The 15,908-nt window shown below is 49.3% G+C and carries 26 protein-coding genes and 1 other RNA gene; 21 read left to right on the plus strand and 6 right to left on the minus strand.

Annotation, left to right across the window (positions count from 1 at the left end):
• Nucleotides 1–334 precede the first annotated feature (334 nt).
• Nucleotides 335–1,771 (minus strand): sensor histidine kinase, encoded by a 1,437-nt coding sequence (locus tag EKN00_RS07165; protein ID WP_127849453.1) that lies wholly within the window; start codon nucleotides 1,769–1,771, stop codon nucleotides 335–337.
• Nucleotides 1,768–2,490 (minus strand): response regulator transcription factor, encoded by a 723-nt coding sequence (locus tag EKN00_RS07170; protein ID WP_127849454.1) that lies wholly within the window; start codon nucleotides 2,488–2,490, stop codon nucleotides 1,768–1,770. The genes EKN00_RS07165 and EKN00_RS07170 overlap by 4 nt, the downstream gene beginning before the upstream one ends.
• Before the next feature lie 195 nt (nucleotides 2,491–2,685).
• On the opposite strand from EKN00_RS07170, the gene ssrA reads away from it, so the two are divergent.
• Nucleotides 2,686–3,050: a transfer-messenger RNA gene (gene ssrA / locus EKN00_RS07175) on the plus strand.
• 165 nt (nucleotides 3,051–3,215) lie between these two features.
• Here ssrA and EKN00_RS07180 read toward each other — a convergent pair.
• The 3 genes from EKN00_RS07180 to EKN00_RS07190 all read right to left on the minus strand — a co-directional run bounded on the left by EKN00_RS07180 (nucleotide 3,216) and on the right by EKN00_RS07190 (nucleotide 5,432).
• A complete protein-coding gene (locus EKN00_RS07180; protein ID WP_164848066.1) occupies nucleotides 3,216–4,352 on the minus strand; it encodes a site-specific integrase in 1,137 nt (378 codons plus the stop codon).
• A gap of 169 nt (nucleotides 4,353–4,521) precedes the next feature.
• Complete coding sequence (locus EKN00_RS07185; protein WP_127849456.1) at nucleotides 4,522–4,992, minus strand: ImmA/IrrE family metallo-endopeptidase; 471 nt, start codon at nucleotides 4,990–4,992, stop codon at nucleotides 4,522–4,524.
• Nucleotides 4,989–5,432 carry a helix-turn-helix domain-containing protein gene (locus EKN00_RS07190; protein WP_127849457.1) on the minus strand — a complete coding sequence of 148 codons (444 nt, stop codon included), beginning with the start codon at nucleotides 5,430–5,432 and terminating at the stop codon, nucleotides 4,989–4,991. The genes EKN00_RS07185 and EKN00_RS07190 overlap by 4 nt, the downstream gene beginning before the upstream one ends.
• A 158-nt stretch (nucleotides 5,433–5,590) precedes the next feature.
• On the opposite strand from EKN00_RS07190, the gene EKN00_RS07195 reads away from it, so the two are divergent.
• Nucleotides 5,591–5,842 (plus strand): helix-turn-helix domain-containing protein, encoded by a 252-nt coding sequence (locus EKN00_RS07195; RefSeq protein ID WP_206611270.1) that lies wholly within the window; start codon nucleotides 5,591–5,593, stop codon nucleotides 5,840–5,842.
• Nucleotides 5,843–5,870: 28 nt separating this feature from the next.
• Complete coding sequence (locus tag EKN00_RS10845; protein ID WP_164848067.1) at nucleotides 5,871–6,023, plus strand: hypothetical protein; 153 nt, start codon at nucleotides 5,871–5,873, stop codon at nucleotides 6,021–6,023.
• Here the strand turns inward: EKN00_RS10845 and EKN00_RS07200 are convergent.
• On the minus strand, nucleotides 6,020–6,361 hold the full coding sequence (locus EKN00_RS07200) for a hypothetical protein (protein ID WP_127849458.1): 342 nt from the start codon (nucleotides 6,359–6,361) through the stop codon (nucleotides 6,020–6,022). The two genes, EKN00_RS10845 and EKN00_RS07200, sit on opposite strands and share 4 nt — an antisense overlap.
• 81 nt (nucleotides 6,362–6,442) lie before the next feature.
• Between EKN00_RS07200 and EKN00_RS07205 the strand changes: the two genes are divergently transcribed.
• The 18 genes from EKN00_RS07205 (at nucleotide 6,443) to EKN00_RS07285 (ending at nucleotide 15,903) form a co-directional block, all read left to right on the plus strand.
• Nucleotides 6,443–6,670 carry a hypothetical protein gene (locus EKN00_RS07205; RefSeq protein ID WP_127849459.1) on the plus strand — a complete coding sequence of 76 codons (228 nt, stop codon included), beginning with the start codon at nucleotides 6,443–6,445 and terminating at the stop codon, nucleotides 6,668–6,670.
• A 180-nt stretch (nucleotides 6,671–6,850) separates the two neighbouring features.
• The gene (locus EKN00_RS07210) at nucleotides 6,851–7,192 is read left to right on the plus strand and encodes a hypothetical protein (RefSeq protein ID WP_127849460.1); all 342 of its coding nucleotides are present in this window, start codon (nucleotides 6,851–6,853) and stop codon (nucleotides 7,190–7,192) included.
• A gap of 11 nt (nucleotides 7,193–7,203) precedes the next feature.
• Entirely contained in the window at nucleotides 7,204–7,338 is a 135-nt protein-coding gene (locus EKN00_RS11085; protein ID WP_277749630.1) for a hypothetical protein, read from the plus strand.
• 12 nt (nucleotides 7,339–7,350) lie between these two features.
• Entirely contained in the window at nucleotides 7,351–8,229 is an 879-nt protein-coding gene (locus EKN00_RS07215; protein WP_127849461.1) for a DUF3102 domain-containing protein, read from the plus strand.
• Complete coding sequence (locus EKN00_RS07220) at nucleotides 8,222–8,623, plus strand: ORF6C domain-containing protein (protein WP_127849462.1); 402 nt, start codon at nucleotides 8,222–8,224, stop codon at nucleotides 8,621–8,623. Before EKN00_RS07215 ends, EKN00_RS07220 begins: the two co-directional genes overlap by 8 nt.
• Nucleotides 8,624–8,633: 10 nt before the next feature.
• A complete protein-coding gene (locus EKN00_RS07225; protein ID WP_127849463.1) occupies nucleotides 8,634–8,867 on the plus strand; it encodes a hypothetical protein in 234 nt (77 codons plus the stop codon).
• Nucleotides 8,851–9,090 carry a hypothetical protein gene (locus tag EKN00_RS07230; RefSeq protein WP_127849464.1) on the plus strand — a complete coding sequence of 80 codons (240 nt, stop codon included), beginning with the start codon at nucleotides 8,851–8,853 and terminating at the stop codon, nucleotides 9,088–9,090. Before EKN00_RS07225 ends, EKN00_RS07230 begins: the two co-directional genes overlap by 17 nt.
• A gap of 180 nt (nucleotides 9,091–9,270) precedes the next feature.
• Nucleotides 9,271–10,086, plus strand: coding sequence for a rolling circle replication-associated protein (locus EKN00_RS07235; RefSeq protein WP_127849465.1), 816 nt, complete (start codon nucleotides 9,271–9,273; stop codon nucleotides 10,084–10,086).
• Nucleotides 10,087–10,088: 2 nt separating this feature from the next.
• Complete coding sequence (locus tag EKN00_RS07240) at nucleotides 10,089–10,268, plus strand: hypothetical protein (protein WP_127849466.1); 180 nt, start codon at nucleotides 10,089–10,091, stop codon at nucleotides 10,266–10,268.
• Nucleotides 10,265–10,483 (plus strand): hypothetical protein, encoded by a 219-nt coding sequence (locus EKN00_RS07245; protein WP_127849467.1) that lies wholly within the window; start codon nucleotides 10,265–10,267, stop codon nucleotides 10,481–10,483. The genes EKN00_RS07240 and EKN00_RS07245 overlap by 4 nt, the downstream gene beginning before the upstream one ends.
• Nucleotides 10,464–10,691, plus strand: a complete 228-nt coding sequence (locus EKN00_RS07250) for a helix-turn-helix domain-containing protein (RefSeq protein WP_164848068.1) — start codon at nucleotides 10,464–10,466, stop codon at nucleotides 10,689–10,691. Before EKN00_RS07245 ends, EKN00_RS07250 begins: the two co-directional genes overlap by 20 nt.
• Nucleotides 10,691–11,104, plus strand: coding sequence for a hypothetical protein (locus EKN00_RS07255; RefSeq protein ID WP_127849469.1), 414 nt, complete (start codon nucleotides 10,691–10,693; stop codon nucleotides 11,102–11,104). Before EKN00_RS07250 ends, EKN00_RS07255 begins: the two co-directional genes overlap by 1 nt.
• On the plus strand, nucleotides 11,097–11,375 hold the full coding sequence (locus EKN00_RS07260) for a crAss001_48 related protein (RefSeq protein WP_127849470.1): 279 nt from the start codon (nucleotides 11,097–11,099) through the stop codon (nucleotides 11,373–11,375). Before EKN00_RS07255 ends, EKN00_RS07260 begins: the two co-directional genes overlap by 8 nt.
• 185 nt (nucleotides 11,376–11,560) lie before the next feature.
• Nucleotides 11,561–11,821: a hypothetical protein gene (locus EKN00_RS07265; protein WP_127849471.1), complete on the plus strand. Its 261-nt coding sequence runs from the start codon at nucleotides 11,561–11,563 to the stop codon at nucleotides 11,819–11,821.
• A gap of 75 nt (nucleotides 11,822–11,896) precedes the next feature.
• Nucleotides 11,897–12,715: a hypothetical protein gene (locus tag EKN00_RS07270; RefSeq protein ID WP_127849472.1), complete on the plus strand. Its 819-nt coding sequence runs from the start codon at nucleotides 11,897–11,899 to the stop codon at nucleotides 12,713–12,715.
• A 271-nt stretch (nucleotides 12,716–12,986) separates the two neighbouring features.
• Nucleotides 12,987–13,241 carry an HNH endonuclease gene (locus tag EKN00_RS11055; RefSeq protein ID WP_241559470.1) on the plus strand — a complete coding sequence of 85 codons (255 nt, stop codon included), beginning with the start codon at nucleotides 12,987–12,989 and terminating at the stop codon, nucleotides 13,239–13,241.
• Between the two features lie 224 nt (nucleotides 13,242–13,465).
• Nucleotides 13,466–13,999 carry a phage terminase small subunit P27 family gene (locus EKN00_RS07280; protein WP_127849474.1) on the plus strand — a complete coding sequence of 178 codons (534 nt, stop codon included), beginning with the start codon at nucleotides 13,466–13,468 and terminating at the stop codon, nucleotides 13,997–13,999.
• The gene (locus tag EKN00_RS07285) at nucleotides 13,999–15,903 is read left to right on the plus strand and encodes a terminase TerL endonuclease subunit (RefSeq protein ID WP_127849475.1); all 1,905 of its coding nucleotides are present in this window, start codon (nucleotides 13,999–14,001) and stop codon (nucleotides 15,901–15,903) included. The genes EKN00_RS07280 and EKN00_RS07285 overlap by 1 nt, the downstream gene beginning before the upstream one ends.
• Nucleotides 15,904–15,908: the final 5 nt, after the last annotated feature.

Here is a 15,908-nt window from a genome sequence, read left to right on the forward strand (position 1 = left end):
CCGCGGTTTTTGCGGTTGGCACACCCCTTTTCTTTGTGGGAAAAATTTAGATTTGCATTGAGGAGCATTCAGGATTTAGGCACGAGAAAGAGGCTTCGCTCACATACCAAACATCGTACGAGTTAGACTCAGGCTGCGACGATGCAAAGCTAAATTTTTAGTCTGGAGACGGCGGTTTTCCGGCTCCAGACGACCGCCACAGCGATCACGGCGAAGCACACCCGAGGCCCAGCCCGGGCCCGGAGGTCAAACCCCACAACGCGGAGCGACGCCACTGGTCTACCTCAACAACCAAGCTGACGCTGCCGGACAGCGACAGGAACAACAGACAAAATCACATGTCTTTCGCTTGTGAGTCGTCGGGGAAGGTAATGGTGAAGGTGGTGCCGACGTTTGGGGTGGACTCGACCTTGATGGTGCCGCCGTGCTGTGTGATCAGTTGGTGGACGATGGCCAGGCCCAGGCCGGATTCGCCGTACTTGGTGTTTTTCCGGGAAGGGTCGGCCTTGTAGTACCGTTCCCAGATGTTTTTGATCTGGTCATCGGTCATCCCAATCCCCGTATCGCTGATGCTGAATTCGGATTGGTGGAACCCGTGCTTGCCGACAACCTTAATTGTGCCGCTTTGCGTGAACTGAATCGCGTTTTGGACGATGTTGAAGATGATTTGGACGAAGCGGTCGTAGTCGGCAAAGACGGTCAGGTCATCTGGCGCATCGATGGTTAGCTGGTCGCCCGCATCCGTTGCCTTTTTCTCGAGCTGGTTGCTGATGTTGAGCAGGACCTGTTTGGCGTTAAACGTCTTTTTCTTGAGCATAATTTGACCCGTACGGATCTTCTCGTAGTCAAGGTTTTCGTTCACCAGCCGGATTAAGCGGTTGGTCTCGTTGCGCATCAGCTCAATACTCTTGGCCTTCATGTCTTCAGGGATGGCGTCGTATGCGAGTCCTTCAAGCAGGCCGTTGATGGTCGTCAGCGGGGTGCGCATTTCGTGGGCGGCATCGGCCATGAATTGCCGGCGTCGTTCTTCTTGCCGCTCGATTTCCTTTTCGCTATCCTGCAGGGCGGTGGTCATGTCGCCAAAGTCCGCAGCGAGTTCACTGATTTCGTCGCGCCCGTGCGTGTCGAGCTCGACGTCATAATTACCCTGTGCGATTTCGTGGGTCGCATTCCGGAGCCGGTTGATGCGTTCAACTTGGCGTCTTGCGATGAAGTAACTGAGCACCACTGCGGTTAGGGCCGAAATCACAAAGGCAATGAAGATTGACTTTTGCGTCTTGTTGATTGCCGACTGGATGGTTTCAACTGGTTCGAGGGCTTCAATCACGTACAGCAGCTTGCCCGAATAGAAGACGGGCCGGTAGTAAATCGCGGCGTTGACGGTGCGGTTGTGACCGTTACGTGTTGGCAAACTGGCCGTGGCCCGGACGCTGACGCTTTCGCCCTTTTTCAGTAACTTCCAGTACTTCTTCGGGATACTTCCCTGGGCCGTCTGGAAGGGGTAACGCTGCTGGTTGCTTGAGTTATAAATCAAAAATTGGACTTGCTGACCACTGAGCAGGCGTTCGTTGTTGGCGAGGAAGGCGGTGTTGATGGTCATGTCGCTGAGCACGGCATTTTGTTCAAGTGTTTCCGTGTAGCCAGCCAGTTGCCGTGAATTAGTTTCCCAGGCATTATTGGTTGTGATGCTAATGAACATGAGTGAGACAACCGACAGGGCAACAATGATTAGCGAAAGAAAGCCAATCATTTGCTGGTAAATTAATTTCATTGATCAAGCCCCGAATCATCGAATTTGTAGCCGACGCCCCAAACGGTCTGAATTACCTGGGCGCCGACTTTTTCAATCTTCTGGCGTAACTTCTTGATGTGGGCGTCAACCGTCCGTTCATCCCCGTAGTACTCGTATTCCCAGACCAATTGCAGCAATTGCTCACGGGAGAAGACCTGCTTGGGGCTCTGGGCAAGGGTGCGCAGAAGGTCAAATTCCTTGGGGGTTAATCCCTCAATTTGCTGGCCATTCAGGTAGGCCTCACGCGTCTTGGTGCTGAGCTTGAAGTGACTAGTCACAACGTCAAAATCGGAATCGGGTTCCGCCGCTGCTGCCTGCACCGGCTCCGTGATGTCGGCGCGCCGGTGCAATGCCTTGATGCGGGCGATGAGCGTGATGGGGGAGAACGGCTTAGTGACGTAATCATCGGCCCCAATGTCGAGCCCGAGTACCTGATCGCTTTCGGTGTCGCGCGCCGTGAGCATGATTAACGGAACCGTGGTGCTGATTTCACGGATGTGTTTTGCCACTTCCATGCCGTCCATCTTGGGCAGGTTCAGGTCGAGCGTGATGATGTCAAAACTGCTTGGATCTTCCTTGAACATGGCAAGGCCAGCTTCACCATCGTATGCGTTCGCGTATTCCCACTGCTCCTTTTGGAAGAACATCCCCATCATTTGGGCAACAGACTGGTTATCTTCAATCATCAGAATTTTCATTTTTTACCTTCCTTACGTTCCCCACGCCTTTTTTCAGCGATACCAACTTACCTTGATTTTACTATGATTTTTATAATATTGGGACCAATTGCATGAAAAATGTTGCTGAAGTCCTTGCAAACTTTCAATGTCCCCGTAGCAGTGCTTGCTGCGGGTTTACAACGCCGATTACGGATGATAAGCTTAAGTTATATCGGGGATGTAATGGTCTCGACATTGATTTTTGGGCACGTGGTGCACTCCGGAGGGCTCGGCTCCGTCATCAACGGCACAGTTTATTAACTGCAAAAAACAACAATTCTTACGCTCTCGCTGCCTAGTAAGTAGCAAGGCGTGATCTGTCCGGGTTCGTCCAAGGCTCGGAGCCAGGTCTCAAATCATTGGACTACGGTTAACGCTGCTACCCGAGGCGTTGATAAGAGATAGTGGGTGCGCACTTGGGGGTTAGCCAGGCTGACCGGCGCTCCCCTCGTGTTTAATCCAAGTAGGTCAACTATGAGTGTAGACCTGCGTGTTGCCAGGGTTGATGGACAGGGGTTCGATTCCCCTCATCTCCATAATTGACGTTCGGAGCACTTCGGACAATCGCTAGAAACGCTGATATAACGGCGTTTCTATTTTTTTGTCTTCGGACGTTTTCGGGGCTTTTCGGATAGTCGGTGACCACTCGGTGACCAAACGGTGACCACAGGCCGTTTTTGGCTGTTTTGGTCACCGAAAACGCGCTACCCCAAGAGCGACAAGGCTTTGAGGGCTATTGATGCTTGCGCGTCCCGCTGAGACTGCAGCAGGTGACTATAAGTCGTTAACGTGATTTGCACGTTGCTATGGCCTAGCCGCTTGCTGATGTAATAAATGTCAGTGCCCTGACTCAGCAGGTAACTGACGTGGGTATGTCTCAGACCGTGGAAAGTGATTTGCTCATTTTCGGGGATGCCCGCAGCCGTTTCGATTTTTCCGAGTGACTTGTTGCAGGCGGTGCCACTGAGTACCTGACCCATCTTAGAAAAGAACACACAGTTTTTGTTGTTCCTAAGTCCTGTCCTCATTAACCATTGTGCCTGCTGATTGTGAATTTTTTGTAACAGGGTAATGACCTTTGGAAGAACTTCCACCGTGCGGTTACTGGAAGGGGTCTTTGTGGGCTTGAAATCTAGCTCACGCCCGTCCCAAGATTTGTTGACGGTGATGGTGCTGTTGACCTCATCCACGTTGTCCCACGTCAATCCTAGAACCTCAGCAATTCGCATCCCAGTTTGAGCACCTACATACACGGCAACCGACGAAAGACGTTCAAAACTGGCGCGGTCAAATGCCACTTCATTCACCTTAGCAAACTGATCTAGTTGCAGATATTTGTCTGACTCGGATTTGACTCGGCTTTTGTCGCCAGTGAGTTCAACGCCAAACGTAAAATCTGTGTGCAGCGTTTGTTCGTTCAGCGCCGTGCGAACCATTGCCCGCACGTAGCCGTTAACCTTGGTGACGGTGATACGGGCATGAGTGGCGCCATAGTCATTGATGAACTTTTGCCACAATGAGGGGGATACCTCACCTAGCTCAGTGTCCTGAAAGAACGCCGCCAGTGTGTTCTCAATGTTGACGTAAAAACTTTCTGTGATGGCTGCGCGCTTGCCCAGCTTGTACGTGGTATACCAGTCATGCCAGTATTTAACCAACGTGGTTGCACGCTTCCCGAGGTCGGTACCAGTTACGAGGTCAGCCTCTAACTTGGTGGCCTCTGCTGATGCTTCCGTTTTAGTGCGGAAACCTCCTTTTGTTTTGGCGTGGCGCACGCCGTCATTGTCGCGCCAGCTGACACGGTACCGCCACAGCCCATTGCGTTTCTGATAACTTGCCATTATTAATTCCTCCCATTTTCCGTGTGATTGCTGTAAAATGGGGTATGCAAAGAGCGTGCGCCCAAAGCGTACCTTTTCTTTTAAGCTCATCCCAGGTCTGCCAGGACTATTCGGGGATGAGCTTTTTTTGTTGTTCGGTGTCGCCGCTAAGACGATCTTTAATATTCCATTATTCGTCGTACCTTTGTATTTGTATGCCGTTGGTTAGGTCAAAGTAATAGTCACCGTGCCAGAACGTGAGTCCCTTCTTGGTACGCCACATCTCAATTGCGTCAAGGAGGTATTCGGGTGTTACCTCCAACTCTTCGGCAACCTCTTGAGGACTGCACGCGCCAGCCTGCCAAGCGTCTACAAGGGCATTTAAGGAAACCAATTGTTGCATTCCCCAGACGCGTGCTTTGTTTTCCTGCTGAGTATCGCTGTTGCTGTCCTCATGAACAATGTTGCCGACGGTAAACTTTTCGTGGCCGATTTCTTCAGCAAGATTCTGGTTAAGTTCAGCTTTGGACTTACGCCCATTGAGATAGATTATGCGTCCGTGAGTCAGCCCGCCGAGTTCGCTGGGCATATCGAGTTTAACCTTAATCTGGTACTGATCGTTGTTCGCTAACAGTTGTTCCTGAACGTCCAAGGACGTCACTCCTTTTTCTCTTCCTGAAGAAGTTTGGCTATATAATCATCAACACGTTCCTGCTGTTCATCGTTGAGGTTACGATTCTCCAAGTGAGCTGCAAGCAGTTCCGGATCCTCATAATCATGAACAGGGGAGGTGGCAGGCGAGTTTTGCTCATCCAGTTGATGTTGAGCGTAGTTAAGAACTTTATGCTGCCGGTCTGGCAAGAGGACACGGGATACTTTAGAAATCTGATCAACGGTGTCAGCCTTCAAACCCATCAACACAGCGGGTTCAACGTCTAATGCCTCAGCAATCTTAGCGACAATTTCAATTGGTACTTTTTCTATGTCGCCTTTTTCGTAACGGAACATTGTTGAACGTGATACGCCAATCTTTTCAGCCAACGCGTCAGCACTGATGTGGCGTTCTTTTCTTAATTGCTTAATAGTTTCGCCGATATTCATTAAGTGCACCTCATTTCATACCCTAAGTATATAACGCAGTCGCAAAATTGCAACAATAAAAGTCGCAATTTTGCGATTTTTATATTGACATTCAATCCTGGTGAAATTATGATGGGTTCATGGAAGTCGCATTAATGCGACAAGAAAGGAGCGATTCAATGCTAGACGTGAAAGTTGACCAGCTTAAAGAAACAATGAGTAAGCGACACATTACTGGTGATGCCATTGCATCAGCAATTGGAATTAACCGTAGCACGTTTTATCGCAAACTTAACGAAGGTGGCACGCGTTTCACGGCTGAAGAAATTTTTCGGATGAAGGATTACATTCCGTTGAGTGATGCTGAAGTCATTCAAATTTTTTTACAGCCAAAGTCGCATAAACGCGACAAGGAGCCACAACCTGCATAGCGCACACAACGGAAGGAGGTGGGGATAATTGCTCAACAAAGACGAAGAAAAACGCCTCGATGAAAAAATCGACGCGTCAAACAAGAAGATATTTGAAGACTACCTAACGCCAATATTCGTGAGCGTTATCACTGCAATGCTGGTTTCAATTCTAATGATGCTATCCTGGCCGCTTAACTAGAACAGGTGCGCTACTGCATTGGTAAGCAGAGTGGTGATGAATGACACGGCAATGGGAATCAAAAAGCTACGGAACCAAAAGCGCCTATTGTCTTCCTTCCGTTTATCAAAGTAGTGCAGTCCCTCATCGGTAAGCCGAACAATCCAGAGATTTTTGCTAGTTCCTTCATAATTGGCAAGCTTGGTGAAACCTGAAACTAGCTTTTGCCCCTTCAGGTCGTTTAGCCAGTAGGTGTAATTGTGATCGAAGTATTTTGACAAGTCTCGTTCAAGTGGGTTCGCCTCTGATGTTTGGGGGCAAGCAAGAATTAGCTTCAGCATTGATTGGTAGTTTTTCATTAGTCACGCCATCCTTTCGCTGTAATTATACAGCGGGGGAGGCAGCTGACATAGCACACACAACGGAAGGAGGTGACGGGGATGCAAACAGTTCGTCTGATGTATTACAAGGCGCCACGTTTTGTTGAAACACATACGCAAAAAAGGTGTGTTGGTGTGGACAAGGTGCCAATTACAGCTGACAACAATCCCAGTGCAGAAGGAATGCTTCCGAGCACGTATGAAAAAGAGGCCATCTTTAAACAATGGCCTCAAGCAAAAGGAAATCTATTCATGATTTGGCAGGGACAAGAATTTCGGCTTGATTAAATTCCCAACGCTCTTGAAACAAGCGATCCGATTGATAAAGAAATAATTAGTTTTGCGAAGGCCATGACGGTCGGGATGAGTGCTGAAGAGATACATCTGAAACCCACAGCGTGTTGTTAGACCTAGTGAGCGCAATAGACGGGTTGTACAAGGAACAACGTACTGAAGAAGGTGAACAAGATGGAACTGACGATTGAAGAGAAAGCCCAGAAGTGGGACCAGCTAATGGCTGTGTTTGGCCCGGTAATTACTGCAATGACCGGAGCACAGCAACCAGCCCAGGAACGTCCGCAGACGATGAATCTCACTGAAGCGCAACGCTTCTATGGCAAGTCTTATGAATGGTTCGTTGGACGTGCTGGCACACGCACGCGCAAAGGACGTGAAGGCTTCTTGAATCATTACCGGCAGGAGCTTGAAAACTGGGCGGTTGGGTACCCTGCTGAAGGCCAGACCGGCTACATGATTTACGCCGAGCATTTCTCTGAGTTCATGGAAAAGCACGGCACAGAACGCTACTAGGAGGTGGCAACATGTTTCAACTGATTATGACGCACCGGCCGACGGTGGCATTAGTGTTGGTCGCATTCGTCGCAGGTATGGCACTATCCGACATTCTCAGCAATGGGTTCGCCGGATTCATGAAGCACATTGGATTAGAGAAATAGAGGGGATGCACATTGAATGAAGTAGCACTGTCAGACAACCTGACAACCTTAACCACCGAGATTAAGACATACCAGAACGTGGCCGGTTCAGCAATTTTTGAGATTGGTCGCCGTCTGATTCACGTAAAGGAGCACGACCTAGCTCACGGTGAGTTTGGCACGTTCCTGAAGACCGTTGGAATGGAGCGTCGCGAAGCACAACGTTTCATGAAGGTGGCTCGCGAATTACCAAATACGACAACGTTGGCGCATTTAAGTAACCAAGCGTTGTATCTCATCGCCAGCATCCCTGAAGAAGAACGCGACAGGCCCCAAGAATTGTCTAACGGGGATGTCAAGAAACCGAAGGACATGACGGTTCGCGAACTGCAAGAAACCAAGAAAAAACTGAAACAACGCGAGAAAGAAATTAGCAATCTGTTTGCAGAGAACGAGGCCCTGAAGAATCAGGAGCCTGAACGCGTTGAAATTCCGGTTGAGGTTGAACCAGCTGATTACAAGAAGACCAAGCAAGACAAGGACTTTCTGTATAAGGCGAACAAGCGTCAGAAGGAACAGATTGATGAGTTGGAGCAGAAGCTTCAGCAGTATCAAGAAGGCTCCGAGCAGTTCAAGAAGATTCAGCAGCAGATTACTGAAGCCCAAAGCAAAAAGCAGTCTATCATTCGTCAAGCGGCGGCAGTCGGGAATATTTACGACTGGAAGGGCAAGCTTGACGAAGTAATAGATCAGGCATCGCCAATGCTATATAAGGCCGACATTGAGGAACTTGACGCCGATGATCCTGCATTTAAGACAATCAAGCACGCGTATGACCACCTTGCAACGCTGACGTCTGAACTGGGGCAAGTGCTTAACGCAGTGGAAGGAGGAATGATTATTAATGGCTGACAACGAAGTGGTTACTATTCACCCCGGTGGCGGGGTGACTAAGGCGCTGGGCAAGCAGGTTGACCAGCTCAGTCGAAAGTTTGGTGAGCTGATGCAGCGGATGGATGACATTGAGAATACCGCACCAATTCGACAGTATCAGGATCATCTGTTAGAGCAGTCGCGACGCAAACGAGTAGTTAAACTGCTGGGTGGCAAGGAGTCCAAAGCGTATGCTGACACCGCCGTTCGTGCTTCAGCGTTCCGTTCCATCATGATTGAGTACCGGCGCAAGTTCGGCGTTGCAGCATACCAGGACACCCCAAAAAAGGAGTTCGACCGGGCGCAGCACTTCTACGCTAACTGGGAACCAGATTTTGAACTATACGAACGCATTCAAAGCGCAAACGAGTAGGATGAACAACATGGCTAGGATTGATGAGCTTGCTGAAAAAAGCTATCTTCAGGGCTTTACAGCGGGGCGATTAAGAGAAATCAGCGCGGTAGAAGACATTATAAGTCACGTGCGTGATCCGTATGTGATGGCAGTCTTACTCGGCGAGGATAAGGCAGCTGAAGGGAAGGCCGGAATTGAAGCTTTGTCTAAGTTCCGTGAAGCATTGACTAAGGAGCGTGAAAAAATTGAGCAGCAAGTTTAGCCCACAGGAAATTCAGTTTGACGTTACGACCGCTTACGCATGGGCTGCACGCGAATCCGTTAAAGATTACTTACACCGGCGGGGCATCGCGGGCACGGTCGCAGTTGAGCAGGAATACGCGGACGATGAGGAGTGCATTCTCACCGTGCGCCTGCTGAACACGAAGACCATGCGTGATGAACTTCAGAACGAAATTTCAGAACACTTTGATTTCATTGCGTGAAAAACTGCACAAAAAAAGTCATTGGCGAGGGGCCAACGACTCTGATTGCTTACGGATAAGGTAATCGTAGTCTCTAACCCGTAATTCGTCAACGGCTATTTTTTAGGCCTCAAATGAGGTTTTGGGTGCTTGTTATAGGTAATAAGATTCTGACGTTACTGGTGAAGAGAGGTAGCAAAGATGAAGTATGTTCGTGAGAAGCGGGTTGTTGTGGGAGATGGCTATCAGGAAATAGACATATTCACACGTGACACTGCTCAGGATGAACCGATTCGTAGAGGCAAGCGGAAACGTAAGCAGAAGGTTACCGAACCGAAGCAGGCTAATTTAAACGAAAAGAATAGCAAGCGATACCTGGTGCAATTAGCAAACGGGAACTTTCATGAGGGCGACCTGTTTGTGACCCTCACATACAATGATGACCACCTTCCAAGCACGATTGAGGAAGCCGAGCACCACGTAACCTTGTTCATTCGGCGAGTGAAGGCTAAACGTAAGAAGCTAGGTCTACCAGACCTCAAATATATCCTGGTTACCGAATATCAGTTAAACGAAGATGGAACGATTCGGATTCGTCCACATCATCACTTGCTGATGAATGGCATGGATCGGGACACACTCGAAGGTCTCTGGAAGGAAAAACGACAAAAGTTAGGCAAGCCGGATGCACAACGCATTGATCCCGATTTAGACAAGGAACACAACAAAATTGAGGGACTAGCACGGTACATGGTTAAGGCACCAAAGGGTAAAAAGCGTTGGAGTTCATCACGTAATCTTCAGCGCCCAGTTGAGACTAAGAATGACCACAAGTACAGCAAGAAGAAGGTACGCGAAGCTGCTGAAGACCCAGCCAAGGGTTATGTGATGTTTGAAAAGGAATACGGCGATGAGTGGGAGATTGTGGCACCCATCCAGTATGTAATGAACGAACTCACTGGCGAGTGGGGCGCATACCTCAAAATGTGGAAAAAGAAAGAGTGCATAAGGAGTTAGACATGGAAAAGACGATTTACTACAAGGCAGTCATGGAGACCGGCCAGAAGTTCGAAGGGCTTGCACTGCACACCAACATAGCTGATGGGGCACTGCTCATTGATCGCATTGATGGGCGCGAGTTGAAGCTGCTGTTAACCAAGGTGAAAGACTTGAAATTAGAACCGAGGTGGGCGAAGTGATTAAGCCAAAGCACACAGCCAAGGCACGGGCGCCGAAGCGGGCACACATGCTGAAGTACTGGGAACCAGACACGCAGGCCTTTTACAGCGACACTCAGCAGGTAATGGTGCAGTATCTGGGCACAGGCAGTTGGAAGCAAATTTATTACGGCAACGGCACCAACGCGGTGCGGTATTCAGGAAGGATGGATGACGATGCACGAGTTTTTAATTGACCTAGGGGTTAGGATTCGTCAAGCACGTGAGCACGCGCACATGACACAGGATGAACTTGCTGAAGCAATGGGCGTCACGTCTCAACGGGTGATTATGTGGGAACACGGGCGTACTCGCTTGCACATTGACCAGGTTGCACGCATAGCACAAGCAACGGACCGCGCCATGTGGTTACTGGTGCCAGACTGGGATGGGAGTGAAGACTAATGGCAAAACATGAAATTGACGTAGACAAGCTGCTGAAAGTTGCCAACTCCTATGATACTGTTGGCGAAATGTTGGAGCAGCTCAGCAATAGTGACCGCGCAATTGTCTCTACTTTTCTTCAGCGTTTGAGCGACACTAACACAAAGTTTGAAGTTCAGTTGTGCTCTAGGTCTGAACAAAAAATTGTGAGTCTTATGAGTCAGGGCATGTGTTTAAAGCACCAACTGGAAGAGCTTAAAGAGCAGCATACCGATTACACAGAAAAAGCTCGTCAATTGGCTTCAAAAGGAGACTTTGAGCAGGCATCGCTGGTGGAGATTCAGGCAAGTCAAAACATCATGCTCCAAAAAACACTGACGGCACAGGTGGAACTGCTCAACCGCCGCATTACGGAGGTGCGAAACAATGACTGATTCACAAGTAGAGGCAGAACGTGAATGGACGCTGAAACATCCCGTGCGCTCACGTCTTCAGCAGGTTCAGGAAGAGCTGCGCATACATGAAAGCAAGACTGAACGTCTAGGCAAGTTCATCACGGCGGAGCATCGAAAAGATATTCCGTTGCGTGAATATATAGCGATGGCTGATCAGTATCAGGGCATGTTGCGGATGCGAGACGCTTTACGTGTGCGCGTCAAGCTCATGACGGAAAGGGCAAAGGCGGAAGATGAAAAAATCGGATAAGCGCTTTTACTTGATTGCTATTGGCCTCAATCTAATCGCGAGTATCACATGGGCACTTTCTCTCGGAATGGATTTAGCGATTGGCGCGGAAACCAAACAAATTGTGTGGGACGTTATTGGGATTGTTCTGGGCGTTGTATTGATATTGGCGCTGAGTACCTTTTCCCTGGGAATAGGTGACCGACATGAGTGAACAAACAATTGAGCAGGAACCACATGATTTCTGGTGGGGCACACCGGTGCAGGTCAAGGAACCAGGAACGATTGGCGACAAGCATCACAAGCTTCAAATGGGCATCGCCATCAAGTTCATCGGTAAGCAGGCCGGATGGGGCGGACGTGGCCGTGGTTCATCACTAGTCCGTGTCTGGTTCGCTGACACCAATAAGGTTCAGGATGTATTCCTTGCTAACATCCGCAAGTATCCTATCAAACGCAGAGCATAAAAAAAGCGCGCCAGCACTGGCACGCATGGGTAATAGTTCGATAACTAATTATACCATGCGAGGGGTGTGAAGGCGTTGCTGAAGAACGAAACAATTGAGCGATTAGCCACGTATCAGACGCTAACCGTAGAATCCCACAAGCTTGCTAATTGCCTGCACGTTAAGGATGCAGACGCAATGGCGGACTTGCTGACCGAATTAATGACGCACCGACTGAAAGACTATGATGATGACCAGGTGACACAGGCGATTGCTAGCGATGACATGGCGTTTAGTTTCAAAATAATTTATTCGCGCCGTGACATGTTGCGCAAGCACTTCCGAGAGAAGAAGCGGAAACTTCAAGCACAGCGCCAACTGGAATCTTCAGGATACGTTGACACGATTCGACTTGAGTCGGGGACACGGACGCCTGACGATGTTGACCAGGCTGTTGAGATGATTCCGCATCTGTTTGCCAGCAAGAAGACCCAAGAATTCACACGCCTAGTATTGGAGCACGGCAAGGCGCACACGATGAAGCTGATGGGCCTGACTGATAAACAGTTCCGCACGAAGCTGGTGGCAGCAGAAAAATATTGCACACGTCACCGCGAGAAGATTTGGGGACTGATTCAAACGCGTAAGGATGAAGAACTCATGAGTGAGATGAATTGCTTGATTGAGCTTGACCACTTGCTGGCACAGAAGTCATACACAGATGTTTCAACGCAGATTTGGATTGACCAGTATCGTAACTATGCTGAAGATTTGGTTGGCGAACTGCCTGGTATCAGTAACCAGAGTATGTTGCTCAACGACTTTCCGCACGCACCGCTGCATGATCGTTATCGTTTGGTTAATGAGGTGGCTGACCGGCTGACGTCGATTGAACACCGCATAGTGAGGATGTGAGAATATGCCAAGAGTTCATGAGTGTGGTATTACCAACTGTCACAAGGTTATTCCAATGGGACAGCGCTATTGCAGGCAGCACTGGGAAGTTATGCGGCAAAGGCATCCAGTACCTGACACACCGCTTAGCCGGTCACTTGCGGCAGCCACTAAGGCACTGAGGTCAGCCGCCAATCAGAAGTACAATGCTACTGGCCGAGACCAGGAAGCCAACGCCTTCTATCACAGCAAGCAGTGGCGACCAGTCAGAGACCACGTGTACAGTCGCGACATGGCTACGTGTCAGGCCTGTGGTGAGGTTGTGAAAGACCGCAAACTAGTTGACCACATCATACCGCGAAGGCTATGCACGTGGACGCAGGCGCTTGACCCGAGCAACCTATGGACGTTGTGCTATCGGTGCCATACCATCAAGACTGAGCTAGAACAGCACATAGCTGCTCAGCCCAACGGTGATACTAAGCTGATGCACCTGAGCTGTGAGTGGTGGGCGAAGGTGATACGCGAGCGAATACACACAAAATAATGAACAGCCTGGGGAAACCTGGGCTGTTTTTGTGTTTTCGTTCAGAAATTCCGGCGCGATTGACGTTAGAGATGTGTAAAAGTGAATTACTTTTGAACAACGAAATTGAACCCCCGCCCCATACAAACGCCGGAAGAGCGCCATAACAATGGAGCCTTCTTGCGAAAAAATTCCGTAAAGTCGGAAAGTTTGGGGGAGGGGGGCCTCAGAAAGGATGACGCAAAATGATGGGACGACCACGCAAGCTGACGCTCGATGAAGACGCCCGGCCGGAGCAACGTGAACTGACGAAGAAAATGGTTGAAAAGCAAAAAGACCAGGGCAAGCTACCATTGAGGCCACCAACCTACTTGAAGGGTTTTGCCCGCAAGGCTTGGAAGACAATTGTACCGATGCTGAACGAGACGGCAATTGTTTCAGCGGCCGACGTGTACACGGTGCGCCTGCTGTGTGAGCAATTAGAAATGGAACAAAAGGCGTATCTGGAAATTCAGGAGAATGGGATTCAGACGAAAATCTTCAAGACCGTGGTGACACCGCTTGGTGAGGTCAAAGGCAAGGACTTTGTTGGCTACCGGCGCAATCCGTCGACATTAATTTTGAGTGACGCCACTGCAAAGATAAAAATGCAGTGTGACGCCTTGGGACTCACCCCACAGAGTCGCGCCAAGATGCTCGACCTACTGAAACCCGATGATGGTGCTGAGGAAACGGTGGCTGACCTGATTGACAATGCTACTAAGGGGGATGATTTCTAGTGCGGGAATATGACCTATCACAAAAGAATGTTACCGTGCTGGGTGCGTATCAGGAACAACGAGATGCGGGAGCATACACGGAAATTTTCACCAAGTACCGCGACCCCGGAACAAGATACGCGTTTGCAGTGTTGGAAGGTCAGGTGATTGCGGATGAGGACATTAAGCTTCAGGCGTTCCGTCACCTACAAGACCTGTTGCGCCAAGGGCGTGAAGACTTCCCTTACCGGTATGACCTGAAGAAGGTGCGCGCGGTGCTTGGTTTTGCGTCAATCTGTCCCGACGTCGATACAGGCAAGCCATTACCGCTTATGCTGTGGCAAAAAGCAATATTTGCATGGAGCCAAGGCTGGCGAAACCTCAGCGATGAACGACGATTTCATCGCGTGCTTTTTTCAGTCGCGCGGACAAACGGGAAGACGTACGAAACCAATATTCTGCTGGCGTATGACTACCTGATTGAATCAGACGGCTTGTACAACCAAGACCTCGGATACATTGCTCCCGTCACGAAGCAAGCAAAAAAAGGATTTCGATACATCAAGTTGACGTTCATAAAGCTTGCTGAGTTGGGGCCGTTCCGGACGATGTTTGAACGGCAAGCAATTAAGCCACTGGATGACGTGGTACGGTCGAACAAGAGTCAGAACCAACTGGTACGCCTTTCACATGATTCAGGGCAGCTCGATAGCTATCACTTTCGCCTGATTGTTTCTGATGAAGCCGGGGATGACAAGCGAATGGGGAAGATTCGCGAGAACAACGGTAAAGCCACATCTGGTCAGGTTCAGGTGCGTGATAGTCAATTTTGGCAGATTTCAACGGCGTACCCAGATAGCAATAGCCCACTTTACGGTGATGAAAAGATGGTGCATGAAGCAATGCTGCACGACGATGACCGCGCACTGGATGACTATTTAATGATCCTGTATCAGCAGGACGACCCCAAAGAAGTTAACTCGCCAGACTCATGGGAAAAAAGTAACCCCATTCTTGGACTTGAAAGCAAGCATGACAGTATGCTGGCAAGTCTAATTGCTGAACGTGACACCAAACTGAGCGATGGCACAATTGCGGAGTTCCAGAACAAGAACCTCAATATCTGGTTGCAGGTAAAGGTGAACAATTACGTTGACCTTGAAGACATTAACCATGCGATTGTGCAGGCGCCACCGTTAGATATTAGGGGACAGTCGGTATACATCGGTTGGGATTTATCCCATTTCAGCGATGACACCGCTGTTGCACTGGTGTTCCCATATCTGGGGGATGACGGTATGCCGAACTATTACGTTTATCAGCACAGCTTTGTGCCGACCGCACGCGCCCAGGGTAACGTCATGATTAAGTCTAAGCAAGATGGCATCAATTATCAGGCCGCGGAAACTAAAGGCTTTGCCAGTATCGCCTCAAACCGCTGGGGGATGATTAATGATGAGCAAGTTTACACCTGGTTAATGGATTTTGTCGAAGCTAACGAGCTTAAAGTTGAATATTTCTGCTATGACGCTTGGGAAACCTCAGACATTATTCTTAAGCTGGATAAATTGACTGATTGGTTAATGCTGCCGATTCGCCAAGGTACGCGGACGCTCGACCACCCAACCGGAAAGTTCCGTGAACTGTTAGTGCAGCATCGTATTCAGTACGTCGATGATCCCATCATCCAGTACAGCTTACGCAATGCCATTTTGGTACGGGACAACAACGGTATTAAGGTCGATAAAGACAAGGCGACAAGCAAAATTGACTTTGTGGACGCGACAATTAACGCATTTTCCCGCGCAATCTATCATTTCAGCGATGTGGCGCCAGATGATGGCCTTAAAGATGCCAAGGGACCGTTCGCAGGGATGAGTAACGACCAGATTAACGATTATTTCAAACAAGATTTCGGATTTTAGCGAAA

The sequence above is a fragment of the Lacticaseibacillus hulanensis genome (assembly GCF_004010095.1).
Lineage (GTDB): Bacteria > Bacillota > Bacilli > Lactobacillales > Lactobacillaceae > Lacticaseibacillus > Lacticaseibacillus hulanensis.